Source organism: Thermoclostridium stercorarium subsp. stercorarium DSM 8532 (assembly GCF_000331995.1).
Classification (GTDB): domain Bacteria; phylum Bacillota; class Clostridia; order DSM-8532; family DSM-8532; genus Thermoclostridium; species Thermoclostridium stercorarium.
Window position 1 is genome coordinate 597,541 of record NC_020134.1, and the last position, 24,611, is coordinate 622,151.

Below are 24,611 nucleotides of genomic sequence, written 5' to 3' on the forward strand. Positions count from 1 at the left end.
GATAGACCATGGCTGAAATTAGGGCTTTAACACCAAGGACAAAAAAGGGCAACGGAAAGGATGTGAAATCTGCAGTCCTGGACGGATTACTGACCATATTGGTGTCAATAGTTATAGTTCTGCTTATTTTCGGAGGAACTTTTTACTATCTTCTGAAAAATAATATAGGCGGACTTGGGGAATACTTCAGGCCCAGCATTGAAAGAATACCGGTTTTGAAACATGCTCTGCCACCGCTGCCTGAAAGTGAGGATCCCGATGATCCGAGACATTTGACCCAGAGGGAGCTTATAGAAAAGTATGATGAACTTCGTAGGACAAACAAAGAGCTGACAAAACAGCTGGAAGACGCCCAAAAACGCATAAACGAACTGGAAAGTGAAAAGGAAAAATGGACCTCGATGGCGGATGAAGCTCAGGAAATTCTTGAAAAAAATGAGGGTACTTCAAAGAAGATACTTGAACAACTGGAACAGCTGGAAACCCAGAAAAAGGAACTGGACAGGCTTATAGCAATGGGCAATCCGGAAGGTTTTGCGGAATATTATGAAAAAATGAATCCTGAAAACGCAAGGGAACTTTACCAGGAAATCGTTAAGCAGCAGGTGGCCGAAGAAAACTATAGAAATCTTGCAGTACCATATACTCAAATGGAACCTGAAAATGCAGCCGCAATATTAACTGAGCTCGGACAGAAAGACATGGAACTTGTGGTTAACTTAATGGAAACGATGAAAAATGACGTAAAAGCCGAAATTATTGAAAACATGGATCCCAAGTTCGCAGCCGAACTTATGAAAGCGATAGCCGATAAAAAAATTTCAAGATAACAAAAAAGCGGTAAATATTGAAAGGAGGTGAAAAAATGGTGACGGTAAGCGGTATTTTGCTGTCTGCTGACAACCGGCAGAATTTGGTGAAATCCGCCCGGGAAAAGACTTCAGGGGAAGGTTTTTATGATTTCCTGAGCAAAAGCATGGCTGCCGTCGATAGTGCCGGAAAAGCGGGTAAGGACAGAACTCTGCCCTTGTCTTCATCGGGGATGCAACGCAAAGTAAAGTATGAAACTGTGGCTTCAGACGGTGTAAAGTCTGGCACCGGTGCTTTTGAAAAATGCGTGGACAAGCTTTCGGAAATCCCTGTTGCAGATGCGAAGGATTTGGAAAAGGAATCGGAGGGACTGCTGTATTTAATCGAAGAAATAATTGCAGTTCTCAATAAGCTCACGCTTTTCTTCGAGAATGTGGAACCTGACAAGGCAGCCGGTACGGTATCGTTCCCCGCCGAGATTGAACTGGCTTTAAGCAGAAAAATCACCGAACTGATTAACGTGATGAATAACACCACCGATGTAAGTGTAAAAGAAAATCTTGAGAACCTGGTAAACGAGCTTGGACAGATTCTTTTAGGGAATAATGTCACCGTAATAACCGAAAGCGCTGATTCGGCCGCAGCCGGGCAGACAGAAGAGCTTATTGCCCAAATGCTCAATGAAGCTGAAAATTTAAAAGCAGAAATTATTGCCCGAACGACGGTAAATGACGGCATGAATCCGGAAAGCGGTGAAACTAATCTGTCCGACGGCGATATTGATGTTCAGGAATCCGTTGAAACCAGCGCTCCCGAACAGGATAACAGCAAAGATCAGAATCCCGAAAACCGATTGAAGGAAAAACACGAAAGCAGGAAGGTTTCCACAGAGGACAGTGTAACCGCTTATGGCAGATTACGCCTGAACGCGGCTCAGGTACAGAATGATTTTGGCCGTGTTGCCGAGAACCAAAGCTTACAGAACGAGCAGATGAGTGAATTAAAATATGTACCATCTGAAAAGTTCAGCATTATTAATAAGGAAAACATAATACATCAGGTGGCCGAAAAAGTTAAGGTACTTACAACGTCGGATCGTTCCGAAATGGTGATTCAGCTAAAGCCTGAAAGCCTTGGCAGAATTCAGCTGCAGGTTATCCATGAACGCGGTGAGATAATAGCGAAATTTTTGGCTGAAAGCGAACAGGTAAAGGCAATTCTGGAAAGTAACATGCAGATGCTAAGGGATGCTTTGGAGAAAAGCGGAGTGGACATTCAGAGTCTGTCGGTATCGGTAGGACAGCAGTACGACAGAAATGACGGGAATGACCGAAATGATTACAGAAACCGTCACGTTCAGGGCGGCTTAAGGGTATTTTACGAAGAGCAGCCTGTATCCGCCGATATGCTCAATACATACCAGCATACCGGATTATCTGATGATTTGTACGGATATGCGGGATCGGAAATTAACCTCATTGCGTAAGGGAAAGGAGGGATGTTATGGCAGAAGTTAGCTCAATCAGACAGGCCAACATTGAAGAAATTATTAATTCGAACAACAGCAGTTCCACCCGTGAAGTATCCGACGAACTGGGAAAGGACGCTTTTCTTAAACTTCTCATTACGCAGCTTAAATACCAAAACCCGCTGGAACCGATGGAAGATCAGGATTTTATAGCTCAGATTGCTCAGTTCAGCGCTCTTGAACAGATGCAGAACCTGAACCAGTCTTTTTCCTATTCAATGGGCTTTTCGCTGCTGGGAAAATATATTACCGCAACGGTGACTGATGAAAGCACCGGACAGGTGAGGTATGTAAGCGGTGAAGTAACATCGGTAAAATCCCAGGCGGGAAAGGTTTACCTTGTAGTGGGCGATTATGATGTTCCGCTGGATAATATAACGTATGTGTCTCGAAATCCGAATGAATACGGAGATGTGGAACTGGAGAAGTATAACGCCTATTTGGGGATGCTGAGCACCGTAAAAACTGTACTTGTTAACGGCGATGATCCGTATGAACTTGAAGGCATTGTGGCGAGAATAGAAAAAGACACGGACGGCGTTTACGCAACCCTTGATGAAGTGATTCTCAGCGTTACCGATATTGATAAAGGGGCATATGAAAGCGAAGAGGCTTACCTTAACGGAATGAAGGGAAAAACAGTTAAGTTTACCGCAAAGGATGCGCAAACCGGCCAGAAAATAAAGCTTGAAGGCATACTCAGGGAAGGCGTAAAAGATGAAAACAATGGCTGTTACCACGTTATACTCGATAACGTGCGTGTCGCGGTGAAGGATATTTTGTCCACCGAGAAGGTGGATCTGGTTTCACCCGAACAGCAGCTCCTGAAACAAATTCTTGAGACCTTAAGATCGGTGGAATCAAAACTGCCGAATGAATCAGCCGAAAATGGAGATAATGGTGAAAATGTCTCGGGCGAATCTGCCGTGAGCGGGCCGGAAGGTGAATTACCTGAAGAAACAGGTGAAACGGGAGGCGCCGGGCTATGATTTATAACAACAGGCCTGTTCAGGGTATACCTTCACTGACATCTTCGGGTGAAATACGTAAAAACCCAAATTTACAGACAGCGGGAAATTTTCATGACATTCTCAATGAAAGCCTGAACGGCGGCATAAAAATTTCAAAGCATGCGCAGATGCGTATGCAAATGAGAAATTTGCACCTTACCGAGGCCCAGCGGGAAAAACTTGCAAAAGCAGTAGACAAAGCTGATGCAAAAGGTGTCAGGGATACGCTGGTAGTAATGGATCAGATGGCTTTTGTGGTGAATGTGAGGAACAGGACGGTAATAACCGCATTAAACAGCAGTGAAATGAGGGAAAATGTATTCACCAATATTGACGGAGCCGTATTTACCGATTAATTTGTGTCTTCATTAACATTTAGCTACAAAATAACCGATATATAGAATAAAAGGTTCTGAAACAGCCGGACCCGACGAGGGAGGCTGGCCGTTTCGGACTGACAGAAGAAACGGGAACCTTGGGAGGGATTCATTATGATGCGTTCGATGTTTTCAAGCGTATCAGGCTTGAAAGCTCACCAGACGAAAATGGATGTAATTGGTAATAACATTGCCAATGTAAATACAGTCGCTTTTAAAGCCAGCCGGGTTACCTTCGCCGAAATATTCGCCCAGACGGTTTCCGGAGCAAGTGCGCCGGACCCGGATACCGGCAGAGGAGGAACAAATCCGGTTCAGATTGGTCTTGGAATGAATGTGAATTCAATAGATACGCTTATGACACGTGGAAGCCTGCAGCGTACCGATAATCCCACGGATTTGTCGATTGACGGTGAAGGTTTCTTTATAGTACGAAACGGCAATGAGGGTACGTATATGTTTACCCGTGCAGGCAATTTTACAATTGACAAACTCGGAAACCTTGTTACCGCAGATGGTTTAAACGTACTGGGCTGGCAGAAATACACCGTGGATGACAACGGAAACTATATTTTTGATACCGAGGAAGAACTCACTCCGATAAACCTTTATGAAGACGAATACAACCTGAATAAACGGGTGCTTGCCGCAAAGGCTACAACCCAGGCGGTACTGGCAGGGAACCTCGATGCTACGAATACCACCATAAACTCAAACAATGGCCAGATAATTGACACCAACGGAGACCAAATTCCCGAAGACGGGGAAGGCAAAAACTACGATGCGCATTTTATAGTTCCTTTATCGGTGTACGATGCCCTCGGAAATGAATACAAACTGAATATAAGTTTTTGGAAGACCTATGTGGACACAAGCGGCAGTTCACCTCAGACCATATGGTATTACAGGATCTCGGCATCCGGAGCAGGTTTTGGTGACAGCGGCGGCGACAGCGCAGCTTCCGGATATATAAAATTCGACAGCAAAGGAAAAATTATAACCGATGACAGTAATTACAGCGTTACTCCTCAAATAAAAGTTACGCCTGATCCAAGCGTCGGAACCGATTCCTTTACTTTTGAGCTCAACCTGGGAAAACTTACGATGTACGCTACCGACAGTTCCGTAAAACCCACTCAGGTAGACGGTTATCCGCCGGGGACGCTGGAAGCTTTCAGCATAGGTTCCGACGGTGTGATTGTCGGAGTATACAGCAATGGAAAACAACAGCCTTTGGGAATGGTGGCAATTGCGGTATTTGACAATGCCGCAGGCCTGCAAAGAATGGGAAACAACCTGTTTATTGCCACGTCAAACTCCGGTGATTTCACAAGAGCACTGAAACCCGGTACCGAAGGCGCAGGAAGCCTGAATCCCGGAACACTGGAGATGTCGAACGTGGATCTGGCCCAGGAATTTACCGAAATGATTATAACTCAGCGTGGCTTCCAGGCAAACAGCAGGGTTATAACAGCTTCGGACGAAATGCTTCAGGAACTGGCCAATCTGAAGAGGTAAATCCTTACATACTGACGGGTAACGGAAAACCGGCATGGAACTCCGGTTTCCGTTACCGTACAGGATATTTGATACTGGGCTGGTGATTATTGTGATTGAAGTTACCCGGCTTAATAATAAAGCGTTTATACTGAACTGTGAGTGGATTGAAACAGTCGAGGCAACCCCGGATACCGTGATTACGCTTACGAACGGCAGAAAGTATGTTGTTGCCGAAAAGGTTGAAGAGGTTGTCCGGAAAGTGATAGAATATAAAAGGAAAATTATGTTTCGTGATGTTAGTGATATTGTCGTAACAGACGTTGACAAGTAATCTTTCATAAGGGGTGTACCGATTGGAAAAGAAGGGCGTATATACCGTTTTACTGTCAATAATTGCTGTGCTTTCTCTGGCGTTGGCAGTTTTGATAATTTTTTTGTTTATATCATATCCCAATATGAAAAATCAGAAAGCCACTGTAGTCAGTACCGAAATCAGCGACCGGTATGTTGCTGATGACGAACTGGCTGAGTTTAAATTATTTGGCGGCGAGGAAAAGGTGTTTGCGTTAAAGGACGAACCCGATCGTCCGGATTCTATCGCGCTGGTTTCCATCTCGATCAAATGCGATGTGGGTGAGAAACGCAAGAATGAAGAAAGGATCAATAACCTGATCTCGCTGTATAAAAGTGAACTTGAGCAGGCTGTGGGAGACTATTTTGCAAATATAACCTATACCGAAGCAAAAGCTCCTGAATTCCGCTCCAAAGCAAGAGAAGAACTTATGGAGATTTTCAATAATATTCTGAACGAGAATAAGCAGGCCAAGCAGAAAATAATATACAAGGTTACGCTGAATATTCTTCCACAGTAAGACAGGCTTTAACCGCCAAAAGGAGGTAGTAGTTTGGGGGACATATTATCCCAGAGCGAAATAGACGATTTATTGGCACAGCTGATTGCCGGTGAAATAAATGCCAATGAACTTAAAAACAATAAACAGGAAAAGAAAGTTAAAAAGCATGATTTTAAACGTCCAAGCAAGTTCGCAAAGGAACATTTGCGTACATTGCAGATTATACAGGAGAACTATGCCAGGCTGATAACCAACTTTCTTTCGGGATATTTGAGAACGTTGGTTCAGATTGACGTAATATCCATGGAAGCGGTGCAGTTCTCTGAATTTACAAACTCCATAGCAAATCCGGCAGTTCTGGCTATTATAAATTTTAATCCGCTGCCCGGCAATATTATCCTTGATATATCTCCTGTGCTCGCCTATGCGCTTATAGAAAGAGTGCTTGGTGGCAAAGGCGGTAACAAGATTGAAAAAGTTCGTGGTTTTACCGAAATAGAAATCGCGATACTCATGAGGATAATATCCCAGATGCTGACATATATGCGGGAACCGTGGGAAAACGTCGTGGAAGTGCACCCTACTCTCAGCGTTATTGAGACCAACGCACAGTTTGTTCAGATAATAAATCCCACTGAAATGGTAGCCCTTGCAACGTTTAATGTAAAAGTCGGCGAAGTGGAAGGATTTATGAACCTTTGCATACCGCATATGGTAATGGAGCCGGTGATGGACAAGCTGAGCACGAAAATATGGTTTTCAATAATAGAAAAGGAAACCGATGAAGAAACCAAACTGTCCATTGAGAAAAAGGTAGAGCAAACCCAAATTCCCGTAACTGCGGTTCTTGGCAGAACCACCCTTACTGTAGCTGAGTTTCTGGAATTACAGGTGGGAGACGTTTTACAGCTGGATACACGTGTAGATGGGGATATTCAGGTGCTGGTAGGTCCTTTGCATAAATTTAACGGTAAACCCGGGGTTAAAAACAAGAAGATTGCAGTTAAAGTGACCGGGGTAGTCAGAAGGGAGGACGAATAAATGGGAGACATGCTTTCCCAGGCTGAGATTGATGCGCTGCTGAGCGGTACGTTTGACATTGGTGATGATACTGACTCTAACTATGATAATAACAAAATGGGAAACATACTCACCGCCGAAGAAATTGATGCTTTGGGTGAGATTGGAAATATAAGTATGGGGACCTCAGCGACCACGCTTTATATGTTGCTGGGACAAAAGGTGACAATAACAACTCCGAAAGTTTCGGTTACAACGTGGGAGCAGCTTTCAAAGCAATATCCTGAGCCTTATGTTGCGGTAAAAATAAAGTATACTGACGGCATAATAGGAGATAATCTGCTGATTATAAAAGAACATGATGTAAGGGTTATTACCGACCTTATGATGGGCGGTAACGGAATAGTGGATGACAGTACCGAAATAACCGATTTGCACCTCAGCGCCATAAGTGAGGCAATGAATCAGATGATTGGCTCTGCTGCGACATCGTTGTCGTCAATGTTTCACAAAAGAGTGGAGATTTCGCCACCCGAATCGTTACTGGTACATTTTGCAGAGGACATTGACAAAATCCGTTTTGACAAAAAGCAGGAAGTGGTAATGGTAGGTTTTACTTTAAAAGTCGGTGATCTGATTGACAGTTCAATGATGCAGTTATTGCCCATTGAGTTTGCAAAGGAAATGGTTGCTAATCTTATAAATACACAGATTGGTAACCGGGAGGTGAAAACAATAAAATCGGAACAGAATACAACAGGAGCTGGTGCTTCGCGTGCGGTTCAGCAGGAAACTTACACTATGCAGCAAACCCACGACGCACAACAAAACAATTATTATGCTTCACCCGGCACGAAGCAGTCGGATGAACCGATTGTAAACGTGAGACCTGCGGAGTTTCAGTCTTTTGATTCAGGGCCGATGCAGGTTGGGTCGCAGAACATCAGTCTGCTGATGGATGTGCCACTTCAGATTACGGTTGAACTGGGCAGAACCACGAAGACAATCAAGGAAATACTTGAATTTGGTCAGGGAACGATTATTGAACTGGACAAGCTGTCGGGTGAACCGGTAGATATACTTGTTAACGGTAAAAATATTGCAAAAGGTGAAGTAGTTGTTATAGATGAAAGCTTCGGTGTAAGAATTACCGATATAGTTCATCCGTCAAAAAGGCTTTAAAAGATTGAATTTATTTGATTTTGCAAATAAAATATTATTGACTGTTTAAATATTGCAAGGAGAGGATTCAGGGTATGGCTAATATACTGATCGTGGATGATGCGGCTTTTATGAGAATGATGATTAAGGACATACTTGTGAAGAACGGCTACAATGTGGTTGGTGAAGCTGAAAACGGTTTAAAGGCAGTTGAAAAATATAAAGAGCTTTCGCCCGACTTGGTGATTATGGATATTACCATGCCTGAAATGGACGGTATTCAGGCTGTTAAACAAATCAAGAAGATTAATGCCGATGCAAAGATAATCATGTGTTCCGCCATGGGACAACAGGCTATGGTAATAGAATCAATTCAGGCAGGAGCACGGGATTTTATCGTAAAACCTTTCCAGGCCGACAGGGTATTGGAGGCAGTCAAAAAGGTTGTTGGATAGGATAATTAAAAATGAGTGAATTGCTGTATTTGCCAGTATGCTTATCATCGGGCGGCATACAGGAGAATACCCGCAGTGCAGGTCAGATGCTTGAACTGTTAGGTATTTTCCTTATATTTTGCTGTGTGCTTTATCTTGCCTATGTGGCCTCGCGCTATATAGGCAAAAAGTTTTCTGTTGCCGGAAAATCAAAATATATAAAAGTTGTAGACAGAGTAAGTTTTGGACTGGACAAACATTTGGTTCTTGTAAAAGTGGGGAAGGAACATTTCCTGTTTTTATTGGGCAAAAAGGATTTTCAGACGGTGGCCAAAGTGGAGATTGATGACGAAACTGCTGAAAAAGAGCAGGATAATGAAGAAAAAGAAACGGCTTTTAATTTCCGTGAGATTTTTGACAAATATGTCGGCAAAGATTTGAAAAAAACAAGGACGGGTCCCCAAAACAGTCAGAAAGAAGAAACTCCCGACAGAAATGAAACAATGAGGGAGAATATAGAGAGACTTAGAAAAATGCAGGAAAAAAGCTTCGATAAGGAAGTTTAAGGTGTTATGTGCGTAAAAGGGAAAAAACTGTTTTTTTCGGTACTGGTAATATTGCTTTTAACAACTGTTTTTAATATTAATTCAAACGCGCAGCCTGGAATAACCATTTCAAATGATGGAATTACCATAACTGCTTCCGATAATCCGGAAGATGTTACGGACAGCATAAAGCTGTTGCTTTTTCTGACGGTACTGTCGGTACTTCCGTCAATAATAATAATGATGACATCCTTTACAAGGATTATTGTCGTGCTTTCTTTTTTAAGAAACGCAATGGGAACTCAGCAGATGCCGCCTAATCAGGTCCTTATCGGTTTGGCTCTGTTTCTCACCTTTTTTATTATGTCGCCGGTTCTGAGTGATTTGAATGAACAGGCGCTAAAACCTTTGTCGGAAAATGAAATAACTTTGGAAGAGGCGATTGACAAAGCATCTTATATCATGAAGGATTTTATGCTGAATAAGGCCAAGGTGAGGGAAAAGGATCTGGCGCTGTTTGCCAACATCGCCCGGATAGAGGAGCCCGAAAACCTGATGGATTTACCGATGAAGGTAGTTATTCCGGCATTTATGATTAGTGAGCTGACTACGGCGTTCAAAATGGGGTTTATGCTGTACATACCTTTTCTTGTAATTGACATGGTGGTTGCAAGTACGTTGATGTCAATGGGAATGATGATGCTTCCGCCGGTAATGATCTCGCTGCCCTTTAAGATATTGCTGTTTTTACTGGTGGATGGCTGGAATCTCGTGATAGGAACTATTGTCCAATCTTTCGGATAACGGGATCCGACACAGAGAGGGCGAAGTTCCGGGTTTCGCATGACGGAGGTTTGCTATGGAACAGCTGGTTTTGGACCTTGCAAGGGATGCGGTGCTGGTTATAATCAAATTGTGTGCACCCCTTTTAGGAGTGGCTTTAATAGTTGGTTTGGCAATAAGCATATTCCAGGCTACAACTCAAATTCAGGAACAGACTCTTTCCTTTGTTCCTAAAATTCTGGCCGTTTTCCTTTCCCTGTTTATATTTGGTTCATGGCTTATGACCACTTTAAAGGAATTTACGTTAAGGATCTATGAGAATATATTAAGATTTATATACTATTAGGCTATTGTTGATTACCGACTGACGATTGCAGGGAGACCGGTATGGATTTTGATGCATTGCTCGATTTATGGGATGTTTTTTTATTGATATTTGTCCGTGTTACCGGCTTGTTTGTTGTATCTCCGATTTTCGGCAGAAGGGATATACCGGCTTATTATAAAATCGGTTTTTCTTTTTTGCTTGCGATTGTTATTTCCAGTGCAATACCGATGCCCGATTTGGGGCAATATTCCAGTTTATTGTCTTTCTTTCTGCTGGTAATAAAGGAATTTCTTATAGGCCTGATATTGGGTTATATATCATACCTGATTACAACTTCAATATATTTTGCAGGTCAGATTATCGACATGCATATGGGCTTTGGCATGGTCAATGTCTTTGATCCGCTGACGAATATCCAGATACCCGTCACCGCAAATTTTTATTATATTCTGGCGACTCTTATGATGCTTGCGATAGACGGACATCACCTTCTTATTTATACACTGTGTGAAAGCTTCACACTGTTTCCGATAGGGAGTAAAATTGTTATCGGACAGTCACTGGTGGATTTTGCGGCAGATATCATTACATCGGTGTTTTCAGTGGGCTTTAAAATTGCCGCTCCGATAACTGCAGCACTGTTGATAACAGACATGGCGCTGGGAATTATAGCGAAAGCCGTCCCTCAGGTTAACGTTTTTATTGTCGGACTGCCGCTGAAAATACTCGTGGGTTTTTTTGTAATTACCGTCACAATTGCGGCATTCAGGAGTGTCGTCCATGTACTGATGGGCGGTATGCAGGACGAGATTGTGAAATTTCTGGGAATTATAAGGGGTGAATGAGTTTTTTTGAGATCCGCCGGTAGTAAAAAATTTACAGCACAATTCAGTAAAAGCAGAGTGCCGATAAGAGTCAACTTACAGCTTTTTGCCGACAGTCAGAAAACCGAGAAGGCAACTCCGAAAAGAAGGAAGGATGCCCGAAAAAAAGGTCAGGTTCTGTACAGCAGGGAGATTTCTTCCGCTCTGGTCTTACTGTTTGTGTTTCTCACAATCAAGGCGCTGAAAGAATTTATATACAATCAGACATCGGCGCTTTTCAGGGCAAGCATGAATTTGGCGATAAATTTCAATGCAAGCTCCATTAATGAAATAATGGGGCTTTTGGGTTTAACCATGCTGCAGCTGCTTAAAATTGTCGGCCCGTTTTTTGCGGTGTCGTTGGTTGCCGGTGTTGGTTCAAGTTATGCCCAGGTCGGTTCGCTGTTTACCACGGAACCGCTGAAGCCCAAACTCAGCAGGATAAATCCGATTAACGGGGTAAAGAGAATTTTTTCATTAAGAGGGTTAATTGAACTTTTAAAGGCGATATTAAAAATAATTATAATTGGCGTTGTGGCGTGGAAAAGCATTCAGGCTGAGACAAATAACATTGCAAGGCTTATGAATCTGGATTTGCTGCAGGCGGCGGGTTATATTGTGTCCACATCGATAAACGTCGCGATCAAGATTTGTCTGTGCATGGTTGCGATAGCGGTGCTGGATTTTCTGTATCAGTGGTGGCAGTATGAGCGGGATTTGAGAATGACAAAGCAGGAGGTTAAGGAAGAATACAAGGAAACCGAAGGAAATCCTGAAACAAAACAAAGGATACGCAGTAAAATGCGGGAAATTTCAACCCGCAGAATGTTAAGTGAAGTACCGAAAGCTGATGTGGTAATCACAAACCCCACCCATTATGCCGTGGCAATTCTGTACGATGCCGACAAAGCGCCAGCGCCTGTCGTAATCGCGAAGGGACAGGACTATATTGCGATGCGTATTAAGGAAGTGGCAAAGGAACACGGTGTGGAAATAGTTGAAAACAGGGAAGTGGCGCAGGCACTGTATAAAAACGTGGAAATAGGGCAGCAGATACCGCCTGAACTGTACCAGGCCGTGGCTGAAATCCTTGCTTTTGTATACAGATTAAAAGGCAAAGCTCCTGCTCAGGCATAATTTTTTACATATCCGGTTAATATCGGGGCAGAAGGCGATGTTTAAATCCTGCGCGTGATAGCTTTTGTTGCAAAGGCTATCTGAAAAACACGGTGGTTATAAATAAACAGTAAGGAATTGGGCGGGAAAATTTAAAAGGAGAATGATGATGAAAACATTGCTTGTGGCGATAAATTCCCAGTTTGTCCATACAAATCTGGCTGTTTTGTACTTAAAGGCTGCATGCAGTGGCATTGGGAATACCGAAATACTGGAATTTACGGTAAACGAGCCGATAAACCGCATATATTCAAGGATCATATCCGAAAATCCCGACGTTGTATGCTTTTCGTGCTATATCTGGAATATAGAGGTTGTTTCAAAACTTAGTGATGATCTTAAAAAAGCCATGCCCGGTATTATTATAATTGCGGGAGGGCCTGAAGTAAGCTTTGAGAACGGGGGATTGCTTGCCGAAAACAGGAATGTGGACTATATCATCGCAGGGGAGGGCGAAGAAAAGCTCCCGTGGCTTCTGAATTTGATTAAGGACGGCAGAACGCCGGGACCGGAGGAAATTCAGTGGCTTAAAAGTTATTCCGAAATAAAAAATCTTGAAAACTTGCGTTTGCCCTACACAATGATAGAGAAGGGCTCATTGAAAAACAGGATAGCGTATATAGAAGCATCACGCGGATGTCCGTTCAGGTGTGCCTACTGCATATCATCGGTTACAAAAGGGGTACGGTATTTTCCGCTGGAAAAAGTTTATGAGGCAATTGAAATATTGTCGGAAAGCGGCTCTGAAATCATAAAGTTTGTCGACAGGACGTTTAACTGCAATGAGGAAAGGGCGCTGAATATCTGGCAATATATCCTTAAATTCAGGGATAAAGGGATGGTTTTTCATTTTGAAATTGATCCCGGCCTTTTAACCGATGACATGCTTAAATGCCTTGAAAAAATGCCGGAAGGCCTGGTTCAGGTTGAGGCGGGAATTCAGTCGGTGCACCGGAACACCCTTTCCGCCGTTCAAAGGCCCGACAATACTGAAAAAGCCTTTGATGCCTTAAAGCGGCTTATATTTTTTGGAAATATTCATGTCCATGTGGATTTGATAGCGGGTCTTCCCTATGAAAGTTATGGGAATTTCAGAATTTCGTTTAACCGGGTTTATTCCCTGTTTGCTCACCGGTTTCAGCTGGGCTTTTTAAAACTTCTGAGGGGATCGGAACTGAAAAACAGGGCGGAACGGTTCGGAATCTGCTACCGAAGTTATCCTCCTTACGAGATTATTGGCAACAGCTATATTTCGCCTGCGGAGCTTGTCAGACTTAAGGATATTGAAGAATGCCTGGAGCTTTTTTATAACTCCGGCAGGTTTATGTTAACAATGAAAATACTTTATTATGCACTGGGTGAACCCTTCGCATTTTACGAAAAACTTTCCTCTTATATGAGGCAAAAGGGCTATCTTGACAGGTCAGTCGGCGCAGGTGAGCTTTATTGGATTTTGTATGATTACGTAAAGCAGGAATACCCTTTTATTGCCAATGATATTGCCGAAAGTTTGAGATATGATTATCTGAGCTCGATGAAAAGGCCGACTCTTCCCGAGTTCCTGCAAAAAAATGATTACAGCCTCAGGAAAGAAAAAGAGAAGCTGATAAGTCAGCATCAGAACCGTCTTAAAGACATGCTTCCAAGGCTTAAGTTCAAATCGCTGAACGAGATTTGGCATCAGATTTACATTTCAGAATTCAAGTTTGAAAATAAATCGGAATTCCTGCCAAACGGACTTATGGTTTTTGATTTCGGGGACATTTCACCGGTTACGGGGCTGGCGAAATCATATCCTTTAGGAATGGAATGACTCAGGTGCAAATAAAGATTTCGTGTGGTATAATATAAATGATATCTGCGGAAAAGTAGTCCAAATACTGATATTATGCGGGAAAAAGCCAGATTTTTATTTGCTGAGTTCGGTAACGCTGCATACTTATCAAAATAATTGGCGTATTATATATTGCAAAGTTGAAATGTTGATTACTGCTCATTTGAATTTTGCATTATAAAAAATTCCGGAAGGATATGGAGATGTAAGGATGAAGGCATTAAGATTTATACTTTCTACGATCATCAGTTTAACCTTTTTGGCCCTTTTTCTGGAAGGATTTCACAGTTCCCTGCCTGCCGCAATATTGGCCGGGGGGCTGTCTTTTCTCGGCGGCATGCTGATGTTTTCGCCCGACCGGAAGACTAAGGAGACGAAAAAAACACAGCTTAAGCCCCCTAAAAACAGGAAAAAGGTGATACCCGCTCCCGGAGACGATGAATTTGTCTGTGAAGGAGTCACCAGAGGCGAACTTAAGAGAATTGTACGCGAAGGCAAGGAGCAGGTAAACAGGATTGAAGAGACAGGTCTTAAGATAATGAACCACACGGTAAGGGTTGATGTTCTGGAAATATGCTCAATTGCCAATGACATTTTTGACAATTTCCTGAAAGATCCGAGAGACATCAAGGAATCCCGCCGCTTTTTACTGTATTACCTTGACACCACCGAACGGATTGTTTCCAAGTATTATGAACTGAGCAACACGTCTTATCTTTCCGATGAAGCAAAAAAAACGCTGAAGGATGTGGAAAGTACGCTGGTACTGATTAAGGATTCCTTCAGAAATCATCTCAAAAAACTTACCGAAAATGATGTATTGGATCTTGAAGCCGAGATCAGAGTATTGCAAAATACAATAAAAAGAGAAGGAATTTAAATAAAAATTTCTTGAGGAGGAAATAAATATGGAGACGGTGACAAATTCGCTGACAAACACAAATACGCAGGCGCAGGAACAGGTTCTTGACGAGATGAAAATATGGCAGTCGCTTACACCTGAAGAACAGCAGCGGGTTACGGAGATAAAGAATGCGATTGACATTACCGATTCCCAGGCTATTTTGCAATACGGTGTACAGGCCCAGAGCAATATTTCAAGCTTTTCCGATACCGTCCTTTCCCAGATACGGGCTAAGGACAGCGGGCGCGTAGGGGATATACTGACCGAACTAATGGCGAAAGTCAATGAGCTTAATGTGGACAGCCTCAGCCAGAATGACGGTCTTTTCGGCAGGATGTTCGGCGGGGTTAAATCAAGGGCCAAGAAATTCATAGGTCAATATGAAAAAATAAGCGTTCATATAGACAGAATAATAAATGAACTGGAAAAGGCAAGGATGCAGCTTTTAAAAGATATCGCCCTGCTTGACGGGCTTTACGAAAAGAATATTGAATACATGCGCGAGCTGGACGTTTATATTCTTGCCGGTTCGCTGAAACTCTCGGAAATAAATGACAAGATAATTCCCGAGTTAAAGAAAAAGGCGGAGGAAAGCGGTGATCCGGCAGATGCACAGAGAGTTAAGGATATGTTAAGCCTTGCCAACCGTTTCGAGAAAAAGCTTCACGACCTGAAACTGAGCAGGATGATTGCAATACAAACGGCTCCGCAGATACGCCTGATCCAAAGCAATGATCAGGTGCTGGTGGAAAAAATTCAGAGCTCGATTCTGAATACAATACCGCTGTGGAAGAATCAGATAATCATTGCGATTACGCTGTTCAGGCAGGAAAAGGCATTGAAGCTTCAGAGCGAGGTTAACCGCACGACCAACGAACTGCTGACCAAGAATTCCGAACTTCTGAAAACAAATTCTATTGAAGTGGCAAAAGAATCCGAAAAGGGTATAGTCGAGCTCGAAACGCTTAAAAAAGTGAACAGGGATTTAATCGAGACAATTGAGGAAACCCTCAGAATTCAGAAGGAAGGCCGCGAGAAACGCATGCAGGTGGAAGCCGAGCTCAAGAATATGGAAAACGAGCTCAAGCAGAAACTGATGGAAGTAAAGGACATATAATGAAAATGCCCCCTGCGGACATAATGCAGGAGGCATTTTTTAGTTCATTTTTTAACCATTTTTTTAATAATTTTATTGCGCTCGATTAAAAATACGGTGTTGCATTTCTGTGCTATGTTATTGTCAGGGGTGGCGATAATTACCGTGGTTCCCTGCGAGTTTATTTTCCTGAAAATGTCAATAACATTATTTTCATTCTCCATGTCCAGCGATGCGGTGGGTTCATCCGCCAAAATCACCAAAGGCCTGCTTATGATTGCTCTCGCTATTGCAACACGCTGGCATTCCCCGCCGGACAATTCCGACGGGAATTTCATGAGTTTATCCTTTATGCCGAGTAATCGTGAGACTCTCTCAACTTCGCACTCTATTTCATCCCTGCTTTTGTTCAGGTATTTCAACGGCAGGGAAATGTTGTAGGCTACATTGTATTCTTTGATTAATCCGTAATCCTGTCTCACAAAAGCTATGTTCCTTCGCCTCAACAAATTTAGATTCCGGGCTTTTCGAAAATCCACAAGGGTGCCGTTAAATATATAACTGCCGCTGTCCGGAACATCCAGGAAACCCAATATATTCAGCAATGTTGTTTTTCCCGAACCGCTTCTTCCCATAATACCCACAAAATCACCGTGTGCAATCTCCAGACCGGCACCGTTGAAAACCTCAGTTGCGTGATACTTTGTTTTATACCTTTTCACCAGATTTTCGCATTTGATTATCATTTTTACCCTTCTCTCCTTAGTAGCTTGTCTATCGTGGCATGTTTGCCGAAGCTGCAGGCAGCCGTCACCGAAACAAGAATCAGTGATATGCAGGCTGCAGTTAGGAATATGAAAGGGTCAAAGATTCCAAACAGTATTTCAAGTAGCAGTAAAGATAATATCAGTGAACATCCCGAAGGAATCAAAAATTCACGCAGTATAATCAAGTACAGGTCTTTTTTTTCTGCACCGCACAGGAGGTGCACGGCCAGAAAATTAATGTTTTTTTCTATAAAAACTTTGACAAGCGCATACAGCGATATAACAAGAAGCAGGGCCGTTACGGCAGTGAAGCATAGCAGTAAAACTATGATTTCCCGTACAGTCATGTTGAATATACTGTCAGCAAATTTTTGTCCTATCAAAACATATGAATTATTTTTCAGCCCCACTTTTTTTTCAATTCTGGCGATTTCCTCAGACACGGTTTTTAAATCATACTCGGATTTAATAATTCCGCCGTTTTTCATCAGGTATTTATATATGAATGCCCGTTTTTCGCTTTCGGTTTGGGGCGGCCGGTTAATTCTGAATGACGGCAATATGATGTATCTGTCCAGGTAAAAAATTCTGCCCTGACTTATTGCTATGCTGCTTCCTTTTTGCAAAAACCCTACCACTTCACATCTTATATTTCCGTAAACATTATAGGTATCTATCAGGTCCCCAATTTTAAAGATGCCTTTGTAGGAACTTCCCAAAAGAACCGGAAGGACGGAATCTTTTTCGTATAAAAAATCTTCTGAGTTGAGCATCCTTCCGCTTTCAAGCCTGATATTAAAGTCGCTGAACACATTTTCAGACAAATGCAGTGCCTTAATGCAACTTAATTCCAGACTGTTTCCATCCGCCGATATCTTGGCTGAGGGCTGCGGACGGCCATGTTCATACCCGCTTACGAAAATTTCATCCCCTTCAAATTTTGGAATATAGATATTGGTTGTATCAATTTCATAGTATTCAAAGCACGGACTGTTTGAAATTTCTTTATTGAACTCTGAAAGGAGCTGAAAGCCGATTTTATTTTCAAAAAGCTCATTTTCCTTTTCTCCCAGGAAATTGTCAGTCAGTCTGTATATATTGTGATTTGAAAAGTCCTTAATGTTATTGAACGACGGGACAGACACATATATGTAAAATGAGAGTAACTCTGCAATAATCAGAAAGACGGTTAACTGCACTGTAAAGAAAACATAAAACAATTTCTTCATGTCCATGCACCCCTATAGAACCAATCCCATCATGACAACAATAGCCGTAAAAATAGCCGGAAGTATTGTTTTGACATATTCGCGGAATATTTCCCCGGCTATCTGCCCCCTGCTCATGCCAATTATATTCATAACGTCAGGCAGTTTTTTATGTGAGTAGAACCAGAAATATGTAAAGAATAGACAGGACAATAAAAATGATGTTAAGATACACATTAAAATTATAAGATCTGGTATATCGCCGAAAAATATATTGATTATGCCGTAATTATCCAAATTGATAACATTTATGCCATCTTTAAGCTCCTCTATGGATTTGTTTACAACATCACCGGATATTCCGTCCAGGTAAAACAGCCCGGCCTCATTGTCAACCTCTGAAAGGCTGTCAAGATTGATATATATGGTATAATCCAGTAATGAACATCCGGTTCCGGCTATACCGATAACCTCGTACGGGTGGCCGCCGATGTCTATAAAGAAACCGCCGTTTTTTTCATACACCCTGTCTTTTTGCTTAACACCGACTACGGCTATGTGCTTGTTGCTGTAAAAATCGTTTTCGTTAAAAAACCTTCCTTCCATAACGGGAGGAGCATCTATGTCTCCTTTCACCAGAACCCCGCGTAAATCTTCAAGACGGCTCAGTTCCTTGTATAGGATCGTGCCGGCCATACATTTTGAATATATCTTTTTAATATCATCAAATGTGCCTGTTTTTTTATTCAATGTAAAGGCCTGCCTGTGTGAACTGTAATAGCCTCTGTTCAGCTTGTTCATTTCGCTGAGTTTACCGCTGATTCTAACCACTGCGGCAACTGACAGAAAGAAAACTACGATGCTTATATTCAGTGCAATGTCGGCGAACAAAAATTTCCTTTTCATAGCCGAACTCCCTGTATATATTATCCGTGAATACTGTTTATGAGTATAGTTTAAAACTTTTGTACGTTCAAGTTTGTCATGTAAATATAATTCGTAAACTTTATGAAATACTGGCCGCTGAAAGCTGAAATAGTGCTTGAAGCGGCTTGACATTTATTAAAAAATTCATGTATAATATGGTTCAAAATAGGGTAAAAAGCAATGACCGGAACGAGTAAGCAGGAAGATCCTTACAGAGAGCAAAGGTCAGGTGGAAGCTTTGCAGGTTATTCCGGCTGAAAATCCTCCGGTAGCTTCAAGCTGAAACCGCAAGGGAGTAGGTGAGACGGCAGGGGCCGTTATCCCCCGCACAAGTGACAGGCGTTTATGCCTGTAATTTGGGTGGTACCGCGTAGGTTTTTATGCCTTTCGTCCCATAAGGATGAAAGGTTTTTTTAATATAGACCGGAATTGGCGCGGGTTTTACCCACAGTTTGCAAACCTGTTGAATTTAAGAAAATTTCAGATAAATGGAGGAATGAAAGTGGATTACGGACAGACACTCAATTTACCGAAAACCGATTTTCCGATGCGGGCGAATTTGCCCCAGAAAGAACCCGAAATAATGAAAAGCTGGTATGAAAACGACATTTACAACAAACGCCTGAAAAGAAATGAAGGGCATCCCAAATTCGTTCTGCACGACGGGCCGCCTTACGCAAACGGTGATATCCACCTTGGGACCGCGTTAAACAAGGTATTGAAGGATATCATCGTACGGTACTATGACATGAAAGGTTATTACGCCCCGTATGTGCCCGGGTGGGATACTCACGGGCTGCCTACCGAAAACAGGGCTATAGACGAACTGGGGCTCAACCGTCACGAGGTGGGGCCGGTTAAATTCAGAACGGCGTGCGAAGGTATCGCCAGGAAATACATTGACATTCAGAGGGAATCATTCAAGAGACTCGGGGTTGTCGGCGACTGGGAACACCCGTATATAACCCTGCTTCCGCAATTTGAAGCAAAGCAGATAGAAGTATTCGGCAAGATGGCCGAACGCGGATGCATTTATAAAGGGCTCCGGCCGGTTTACTGGTGTCCGTGCTGCGAAACCGCGCTTGCTGAAGCCGAAATTGAGTATATGGAGGAAAAAAACCAGTCCATTTATGTTAAGTTTGCGTTAAAGGATGACAAAGGAAAACTTAAGGGAATTGTGGACAGCCTTGACAACACATATATTGTCATCTGGACCACCACCACATGGACACTTCCCGGCAACGTGGCCATTGCGGTGAACCCGGATTTTGTTTATGCGGTTATAAAAGCCGGGAATGAAAACTATATAATGGCAAAGGAACTTGCCGAAGCTACAATGAAAGTGGCGGGTATAGAAAATTACAGCATAATCGGCGAGCTTACCGGTGCCGAAATGGAATATATGGTATGCCGGCATCCGTTCCTTGACAGGGATTCTCTCGTAATTACGGGAGATCACGTTACCCTTGACGCCGGTACCGGATGTGTCCATACCGCTCCCGGTCACGGTGTTGAAGACTTTGAAGTGTGCAGGAAGTACGAGGGACTGAAAGTAATTGTTCCCGTGGACGGAAAAGGCGTTTTAACCGAAGAGGCGGGGCAGTTTGCAGGTTTGACGTATAAACAGGCGAACAAGGAAATCTTTAAGCACCTTAAGGAAACAGGGGCATTATTCGCAGATCAGGTTATTGAGCACCAGTATCCGCACTGCTGGAGATGCAAACAGCCAATTCTTTTCCGTGCGACCGAACAGTGGTTTATTTCGGTCGAAAGCTTCAAAAAAGAAGCTCTTGAAGCAATCAAGCAGGTAAGGTGGATCCCCGAGTGGGGCGAAGAACGCATATCCAAAATGGTCGCAGAGCGGAACGACTGGTGTATATCACGCCAGAGAATGTGGGGCGTGCCCATTCCGATTTTCTACTGCACTGCATGTGGCAAGGAACTGATTAACAGTGAGACGATTGAAGCGGTGAAGACTTTGTTTGAAAAGGAAGGCTCAACCGCGTGGTTTGAAAAGGACGCGTCCGAAATACTGCCTGCCCATATCAAATGTTCGTGCGGCAACGGCACGTTCCGAAAGGAAACCGACATAATGGACGTATGGTTTGATTCGGGATCATCCCATGCCGCCGTTCTGGAGACCAATCCACAGCTTTCATGGCCTGCCGACATGTATCTTGAAGGCAGCGACCAGCATCGCGGATGGTTCCAGTCATCACTGCTGACTGCGGTTGCAACAAAAGGAATGGCTCCGTATAAGCAGGTTTTAACCCACGGTTATGTGGTTGACGGACAGGGAAGGAAAATGTCAAAATCCCTTGGAAACGGAATAGATCCGATGGATATAGTCAACCAGTACGGAGCTGACATTTTAAGGCTCTGGGTTGCTTCTTCAGACTATAAAACCGATATACGCATATCGAACGACATTATAAAACAACTGGCGGAAAATTACAGAAAAATACGCAATACTGCAAGGTTTATCCTGGGCAATATTTCGGATTTCGATCCTGAAACAATGATGGTGCCCTATAATGAAATGGAAGAGATTGACAAATGGGCGTTAATGCGCCTGAACGGTTTAATAAGGAAAGTGGAAGACGCATTTTCCCAGTACGAATTCCACAGTTTCACCCATAACGTCCATAATTTCTGCGTTGTGGATATGAGCAATTTCTACCTTGACGTGCTGAAGGACAGACTGTATGTTTCCAGTCCCGATGACAAGAAACGCAGATCCGCACAGACGGCAATGTACATTATTCTGGATTCGCTGGTAAGATTACTCGCCCCCATATTGGCTTTCACGAGTGAGGAGATTTGGAAGTACCTCCCCCACAGGAAGGGCGATAATCCTGAAAGCATCCAGCTGAACAGCTGGCCGGTTGTGAATCCTGAATATGACAATCCCGGGCTTGAACAGAAATGGAACAGGCTTATTGAAATACGGGATGATGTATTGAAGGCGCTGGAGAACGCAAGAAATGAAAAGGTTATCGGTGCATCCCTCGAAGCTGAAGTGCGCCTTAAGGCGTCGGGCGATGACTATAAATTCCTGCAGGAAAACAGGGACCTTCTGTCCATGATATTCATTGTTTCAAATACGGTTGTTGAGGAGGATCCGAAGGCCCAGAATATCGAAATCACAATCGTAAGGGCGGAAGGCGAAAAATGTGAGCGCTGCTGGGTATACAGTCCTACGGTTGGAAAAAATGAAAAATATCCCACACTTTGCAGCCGTTGCGCTGAAATACTCGGATAATGGCGAAATAACTTTAGACCGGGATAACGGAACGTTGTCCCGGTTTTAATGATGTCCCGCTGAGAAATATAAGGAGTGTGTGGCATGGATACGGTTACTTTGGTCAAACAGCTTTGCGATTTGAATGCACCGGTTGGGAGCGAGCATCTGGCAGCAGAGAAGTTAAAGTCCCTTTTCGAGCCGTATTGCGATGAAGTTTATGTGGATGATTTCTTTAACGTAACAGGATACAAAAAAGGAACTTCGGATAAACCGGGGAAAATTATCATCACCGCCCATTATGATCAGATAGGAATGATCGTGTCCGGGTTTGAAAAGGGAGGATTTTTAAGGATATCCAATCTCGGAGGTGTGGATACAAAAGCCCTGCTTGCCCGTGAGGTGATTGTTCACGGCAGGGAAGAAGTTTACGGTGTTATAGGCGCAAAGCCACCGCATCTTTTAAAGGATGACGAAACAAATAAAAATGTGAGCATAAACGAACTTTTTATCGACACGGGCTACACGGATGATGTTATAAAGCAAAAGGTTTCGGTAGGCGATCCCGTAACGGTCGTCGCCTCGGTGGCTGAAATGAAGAACCGGTGTGTGGCCGGCAGAAGCCTTGACAACCGCGCAGGGGTGGCGGCACTTGTGTTAATCCTTAAGGAACTGAGGAATATAAAGCATCCGAATGATATATATGTAATAGCGACTGTTCAGGAAGAAACAGGGCTTTTGGGAGCGGTTGCCTCGTCGTATTCCCTGGAACCGGACCTGGCGGTGGTTATTGACGTATGCCATGGAGACATGCCCGATGCCGACAAATCCCAGTGTTTTCCCCTGAATAAAGGAGTTCCGGTGGGTGTCGGCCCTGCATTTCACAGTGAGTATACCGTTGCCTTGTTTGAAACCGCCAGAAGGGAACGGATACCTACACAGCGCTGCATAGAGCCCGGAAACCCGGGCACCGAAGCATGGGCCATTCAGGTATCCCGGACCGGTGTTCCGACGGTTGAGGTGGGAATACCTCTGAGGTACATGCATACAACCGCCGAGCTGATTTCATTGCAGGATTTGGAAAATGCGGCCGTACTTGTGGCAAGGTATGTTTCGGGGGATATATTGAAAAAAAGCGAAGAGTTTGAATAGATATCGGGTTCGCAAAACATTAAAAGCATGGAATAAGGCTACCGGAAGGGGTATTTTGATATGAGACAAAAACTTGCCGAACTTACATGGCTTGACGGCATATCAGGAAATGAGCAGAACGTACGCAATTTTATAATACAAAACCTTCCCGACAAATCGCTGAAGTATTATGTGGACAATATCGGAAACCTGATTGTAAAAGGCAGAAGCAATGGGAACTGCAATCTGAGGGTAATGGTTGCCGCGCATATGGACGAAGTGGGTTTTATGGTCAATTATATAACCGACGACGGAAAACTTAAATTTTCCCCCGTCGGCGGCGTGGATAGCCGTATTCTGATTGGTCAGCATGTGCGTGTGGGAAAGGATAAAATTCCGGGCGTAATCGGGTATAAGTCCATCCATTTGCAGGACAAAAGCGAAAGGGAGAGCGTCGTAAAAATCAAAAGCCTTTATATAGACATAGCCGCAAAGGACAGGGAAAATGCGCAGGAGCTTGTCAGCACCGGCGATTACGTCGCCTTTGCCTCAGAGCCTGTTTTTTTCGGCGACGGAAAAATAAAGGCGAAGGCACTGGACGACAGAGCGGGATGCGCGGTAATTATGGAACTTCTGAAGGAAACCTGGCCGTTTGAATTGTATGCGTGTTTTACTGTGCAGGAAGAAATAGGGCTTAGAGGGGCACTTGTCGCGGCAAACAGGGTTAAGCCCGATATCGGCATTGTGCTTGAGGGAACAACCTGTGCTGACGTCCCGAAGGTAAAGGAGCATGAAACGTCGACGGTAATGGGAAAGGGACCGTCAATAAGCTTTGCCGACAGGACTTCTCTGGCCGACAGAGAGCTTTTTAATCACTTTATAAATACCGCTGAAAAGGAAGGCATTCGATATCAGATTAAAAACACGGTGTCCGGCGGAAATGACGCTGGAAGAATACAGACATCGGGTACGGGGGTCAGGACTTTGGTTGTATCGGTTCCGTGTCGTTATATTCATTCGCCGGTATCGGTCCTTGATTTGAATGATCTGGACAATATGCTGAAACTGGTAAGCAGGTCTTTGCATACATTGCCTGAAGCATTAGGGAGGTAGA

24 protein-coding genes and 1 other annotated feature are annotated in these 24,611 nt (G+C 43.4%); of the genes, 21 read left to right on the plus strand and 3 right to left on the minus strand.

Translation table 11 applies throughout. The features are described from left to right. Positions 1-8 precede the first annotated feature (8 nt). From CST_RS02660 to CST_RS02745, 18 genes are all read left to right on the plus strand, one after another. Entirely contained in the window at positions 9-830 is an 822-nt protein-coding gene (locus CST_RS02660; RefSeq protein WP_015358281.1) for a MotE family protein, read from the plus strand. Positions 831-865: 35 nt separating this feature from the next. After that, entirely contained in the window at positions 866-2,296 is a 1,431-nt protein-coding gene (locus tag CST_RS02665; protein WP_015358282.1) for a flagellar hook-length control protein FliK, read from the plus strand. A 17-nt stretch (positions 2,297-2,313) separates the two neighbouring features. Next, positions 2,314-3,327, plus strand: a complete 1,014-nt coding sequence (locus CST_RS02670) for a flagellar hook capping FlgD N-terminal domain-containing protein (RefSeq protein ID WP_015358283.1) — start codon at positions 2,314-2,316, stop codon at positions 3,325-3,327. Then, positions 3,324-3,704 carry a TIGR02530 family flagellar biosynthesis protein gene (locus CST_RS02675; RefSeq protein WP_015358284.1) on the plus strand — a complete coding sequence of 127 codons (381 nt, stop codon included), beginning with the start codon at positions 3,324-3,326 and terminating at the stop codon, positions 3,702-3,704. Before CST_RS02670 ends, CST_RS02675 begins: the two co-directional genes overlap by 4 nt. Before the next feature lie 135 nt (positions 3,705-3,839). Beyond that, entirely contained in the window at positions 3,840-5,243 is a 1,404-nt protein-coding gene (locus tag CST_RS02680; protein WP_015358285.1) for a flagellar hook protein FlgE, read from the plus strand. 91 nt (positions 5,244-5,334) lie between these two features. Further along, the gene (locus tag CST_RS02685; RefSeq protein WP_034843275.1) at positions 5,335-5,556 is read left to right on the plus strand and encodes a flagellar FlbD family protein; all 222 of its coding nucleotides are present in this window, start codon (positions 5,335-5,337) and stop codon (positions 5,554-5,556) included. 13 nt (positions 5,557-5,569) lie between these two features. Continuing rightward, positions 5,570-6,097 (plus strand): flagellar basal body-associated FliL family protein, encoded by a 528-nt coding sequence (locus CST_RS02690; protein WP_237266368.1) that lies wholly within the window; start codon positions 5,570-5,572, stop codon positions 6,095-6,097. Between the two features lie 33 nt (positions 6,098-6,130). Continuing rightward, entirely contained in the window at positions 6,131-7,120 is a 990-nt protein-coding gene (fliM, locus tag CST_RS02695; protein WP_015358288.1) for a flagellar motor switch protein FliM, read from the plus strand. Further along, on the plus strand, positions 7,121-8,281 hold the full coding sequence (fliY, locus tag CST_RS02700) for a flagellar motor switch phosphatase FliY (RefSeq protein ID WP_015358289.1): 1,161 nt from the start codon (positions 7,121-7,123) through the stop codon (positions 8,279-8,281). 74 nt (positions 8,282-8,355) lie between these two features. Continuing rightward, positions 8,356-8,715, plus strand: coding sequence for a response regulator (locus CST_RS02705; protein ID WP_015358290.1), 360 nt, complete (start codon positions 8,356-8,358; stop codon positions 8,713-8,715). Positions 8,716-8,726: 11 nt separating this feature from the next. Next, positions 8,727-9,260, plus strand: a complete 534-nt coding sequence (locus CST_RS02710) for a flagellar biosynthetic protein FliO (RefSeq protein WP_015358291.1) — start codon at positions 8,727-8,729, stop codon at positions 9,258-9,260. A gap of 6 nt (positions 9,261-9,266) precedes the next feature. Next, positions 9,267-10,043 (plus strand): flagellar type III secretion system pore protein FliP, encoded by a 777-nt coding sequence (gene fliP, locus CST_RS02715; protein ID WP_015358292.1) that lies wholly within the window; start codon positions 9,267-9,269, stop codon positions 10,041-10,043. Positions 10,044-10,098: 55 nt separating this feature from the next. After that, positions 10,099-10,368, plus strand: coding sequence for a flagellar biosynthesis protein FliQ (gene fliQ / locus CST_RS02720; protein WP_015358293.1), 270 nt, complete (start codon positions 10,099-10,101; stop codon positions 10,366-10,368). A 41-nt stretch (positions 10,369-10,409) separates the two neighbouring features. Continuing rightward, positions 10,410-11,195: a flagellar biosynthetic protein FliR gene (gene fliR, locus CST_RS02725; protein ID WP_015358294.1), complete on the plus strand. Its 786-nt coding sequence runs from the start codon at positions 10,410-10,412 to the stop codon at positions 11,193-11,195. Positions 11,196-11,252: 57 nt separating this feature from the next. Next, positions 11,253-12,350 (plus strand): flagellar biosynthesis protein FlhB, encoded by a 1,098-nt coding sequence (gene flhB, locus CST_RS02730; RefSeq protein ID WP_242823583.1) that lies wholly within the window; start codon positions 11,253-11,255, stop codon positions 12,348-12,350. A 145-nt stretch (positions 12,351-12,495) separates the two neighbouring features. Beyond that, the gene (locus CST_RS02735) at positions 12,496-14,202 is read left to right on the plus strand and encodes a B12-binding domain-containing radical SAM protein (protein ID WP_015358296.1); all 1,707 of its coding nucleotides are present in this window, start codon (positions 12,496-12,498) and stop codon (positions 14,200-14,202) included. A gap of 232 nt (positions 14,203-14,434) precedes the next feature. Further along, a complete protein-coding gene (locus tag CST_RS02740; RefSeq protein ID WP_015358297.1) occupies positions 14,435-15,103 on the plus strand; it encodes a 5-bromo-4-chloroindolyl phosphate hydrolysis family protein in 669 nt (222 codons plus the stop codon). 28 nt (positions 15,104-15,131) lie between these two features. Beyond that, positions 15,132-16,244: a toxic anion resistance protein gene (locus CST_RS02745; RefSeq protein WP_015358298.1), complete on the plus strand. Its 1,113-nt coding sequence runs from the start codon at positions 15,132-15,134 to the stop codon at positions 16,242-16,244. 44 nt (positions 16,245-16,288) lie between these two features. On the opposite strand, the gene CST_RS02750 is transcribed toward CST_RS02745, so the two are convergent. Genes CST_RS02750 through CST_RS02760 form a run of 3 tightly spaced genes read right to left on the minus strand, consistent with a single transcriptional unit; the run spans position 16,289 to position 19,104 of the window. Next, a complete protein-coding gene (locus tag CST_RS02750) occupies positions 16,289-16,969 on the minus strand; it encodes an ABC transporter ATP-binding protein (RefSeq protein ID WP_015358299.1) in 681 nt (226 codons plus the stop codon). 2 nt (positions 16,970-16,971) lie between these two features. Next, the gene (locus CST_RS02755) at positions 16,972-18,219 is read right to left on the minus strand and encodes an FtsX-like permease family protein (protein WP_015358300.1); all 1,248 of its coding nucleotides are present in this window, start codon (positions 18,217-18,219) and stop codon (positions 16,972-16,974) included. Positions 18,220-18,231: 12 nt separating this feature from the next. Beyond that, positions 18,232-19,104 (minus strand): ABC transporter permease, encoded by an 873-nt coding sequence (locus tag CST_RS02760; protein WP_015358301.1) that lies wholly within the window; start codon positions 19,102-19,104, stop codon positions 18,232-18,234. Positions 19,105-19,296: 192 nt separating this feature from the next. Then, positions 19,297-19,523, plus strand: a binding site (T-box leader). A gap of 98 nt (positions 19,524-19,621) precedes the next feature. On the opposite strand from CST_RS02760, the gene ileS reads away from it, so the two are divergent. From ileS to CST_RS02775, 3 genes are all read left to right on the plus strand, one after another. Further along, positions 19,622-22,387, plus strand: coding sequence for an isoleucine--tRNA ligase (ileS, locus tag CST_RS02765; protein WP_041746526.1), 2,766 nt, complete (start codon positions 19,622-19,624; stop codon positions 22,385-22,387). Between the two features lie 84 nt (positions 22,388-22,471). After that, positions 22,472-23,518 (plus strand): M20/M25/M40 family metallo-hydrolase, encoded by a 1,047-nt coding sequence (locus tag CST_RS02770; RefSeq protein WP_015358303.1) that lies wholly within the window; start codon positions 22,472-22,474, stop codon positions 23,516-23,518. 60 nt (positions 23,519-23,578) lie between these two features. Then, entirely contained in the window at positions 23,579-24,610 is a 1,032-nt protein-coding gene (locus CST_RS02775; RefSeq protein WP_015358304.1) for a M42 family metallopeptidase, read from the plus strand. Position 24,611: the final 1 nt, after the last annotated feature.

Coding starts and splice junctions, on each gene's coding strand:
- CST_RS02660 (WP_015358281.1), top strand. CDS start 9: ATGGCTGAAATTAGGGCTTTAACACCAAGGACAAAAAAGGGCAACGGA.
- CST_RS02665 (WP_015358282.1), top strand. CDS start 866: ATGGTGACGGTAAGCGGTATTTTGCTGTCTGCTGACAACCGGCAGAAT.
- CST_RS02670 (WP_015358283.1), top strand. CDS start 2,314: ATGGCAGAAGTTAGCTCAATCAGACAGGCCAACATTGAAGAAATTATT.
- CST_RS02675 (WP_015358284.1), top strand. CDS start 3,324: ATGATTTATAACAACAGGCCTGTTCAGGGTATACCTTCACTGACATCT.
- CST_RS02680 (WP_015358285.1), top strand. CDS start 3,840: ATGATGCGTTCGATGTTTTCAAGCGTATCAGGCTTGAAAGCTCACCAG.
- fliY (WP_015358289.1), top strand. CDS start 7,121: ATGGGAGACATGCTTTCCCAGGCTGAGATTGATGCGCTGCTGAGCGGT.
- CST_RS02705 (WP_015358290.1), top strand. CDS start 8,356: ATGGCTAATATACTGATCGTGGATGATGCGGCTTTTATGAGAATGATG.
- CST_RS02710 (WP_015358291.1), top strand. CDS start 8,727: ATGAGTGAATTGCTGTATTTGCCAGTATGCTTATCATCGGGCGGCATA.
- fliP (WP_015358292.1), top strand. CDS start 9,267: ATGTGCGTAAAAGGGAAAAAACTGTTTTTTTCGGTACTGGTAATATTG.
- fliQ (WP_015358293.1), top strand. CDS start 10,099: ATGGAACAGCTGGTTTTGGACCTTGCAAGGGATGCGGTGCTGGTTATA.
- fliR (WP_015358294.1), top strand. CDS start 10,410: ATGGATTTTGATGCATTGCTCGATTTATGGGATGTTTTTTTATTGATA.
- CST_RS02735 (WP_015358296.1), top strand. CDS start 12,496: ATGATGAAAACATTGCTTGTGGCGATAAATTCCCAGTTTGTCCATACA.
- CST_RS02740 (WP_015358297.1), top strand. CDS start 14,435: ATGAAGGCATTAAGATTTATACTTTCTACGATCATCAGTTTAACCTTT.
- CST_RS02745 (WP_015358298.1), top strand. CDS start 15,132: ATGGAGACGGTGACAAATTCGCTGACAAACACAAATACGCAGGCGCAG.
- CST_RS02750 (WP_015358299.1), bottom strand. CDS start 16,969: ATGATAATCAAATGCGAAAATCTGGTGAAAAGGTATAAAACAAAGTAT.
- CST_RS02755 (WP_015358300.1), bottom strand. CDS start 18,219: ATGAAGAAATTGTTTTATGTTTTCTTTACAGTGCAGTTAACCGTCTTT.
- CST_RS02760 (WP_015358301.1), bottom strand. CDS start 19,104: ATGAAAAGGAAATTTTTGTTCGCCGACATTGCACTGAATATAAGCATC.
- ileS (WP_041746526.1), top strand. CDS start 19,622: ATGAAAGTGGATTACGGACAGACACTCAATTTACCGAAAACCGATTTT.
- CST_RS02770 (WP_015358303.1), top strand. CDS start 22,472: ATGGATACGGTTACTTTGGTCAAACAGCTTTGCGATTTGAATGCACCG.
- CST_RS02775 (WP_015358304.1), top strand. CDS start 23,579: ATGAGACAAAAACTTGCCGAACTTACATGGCTTGACGGCATATCAGGA.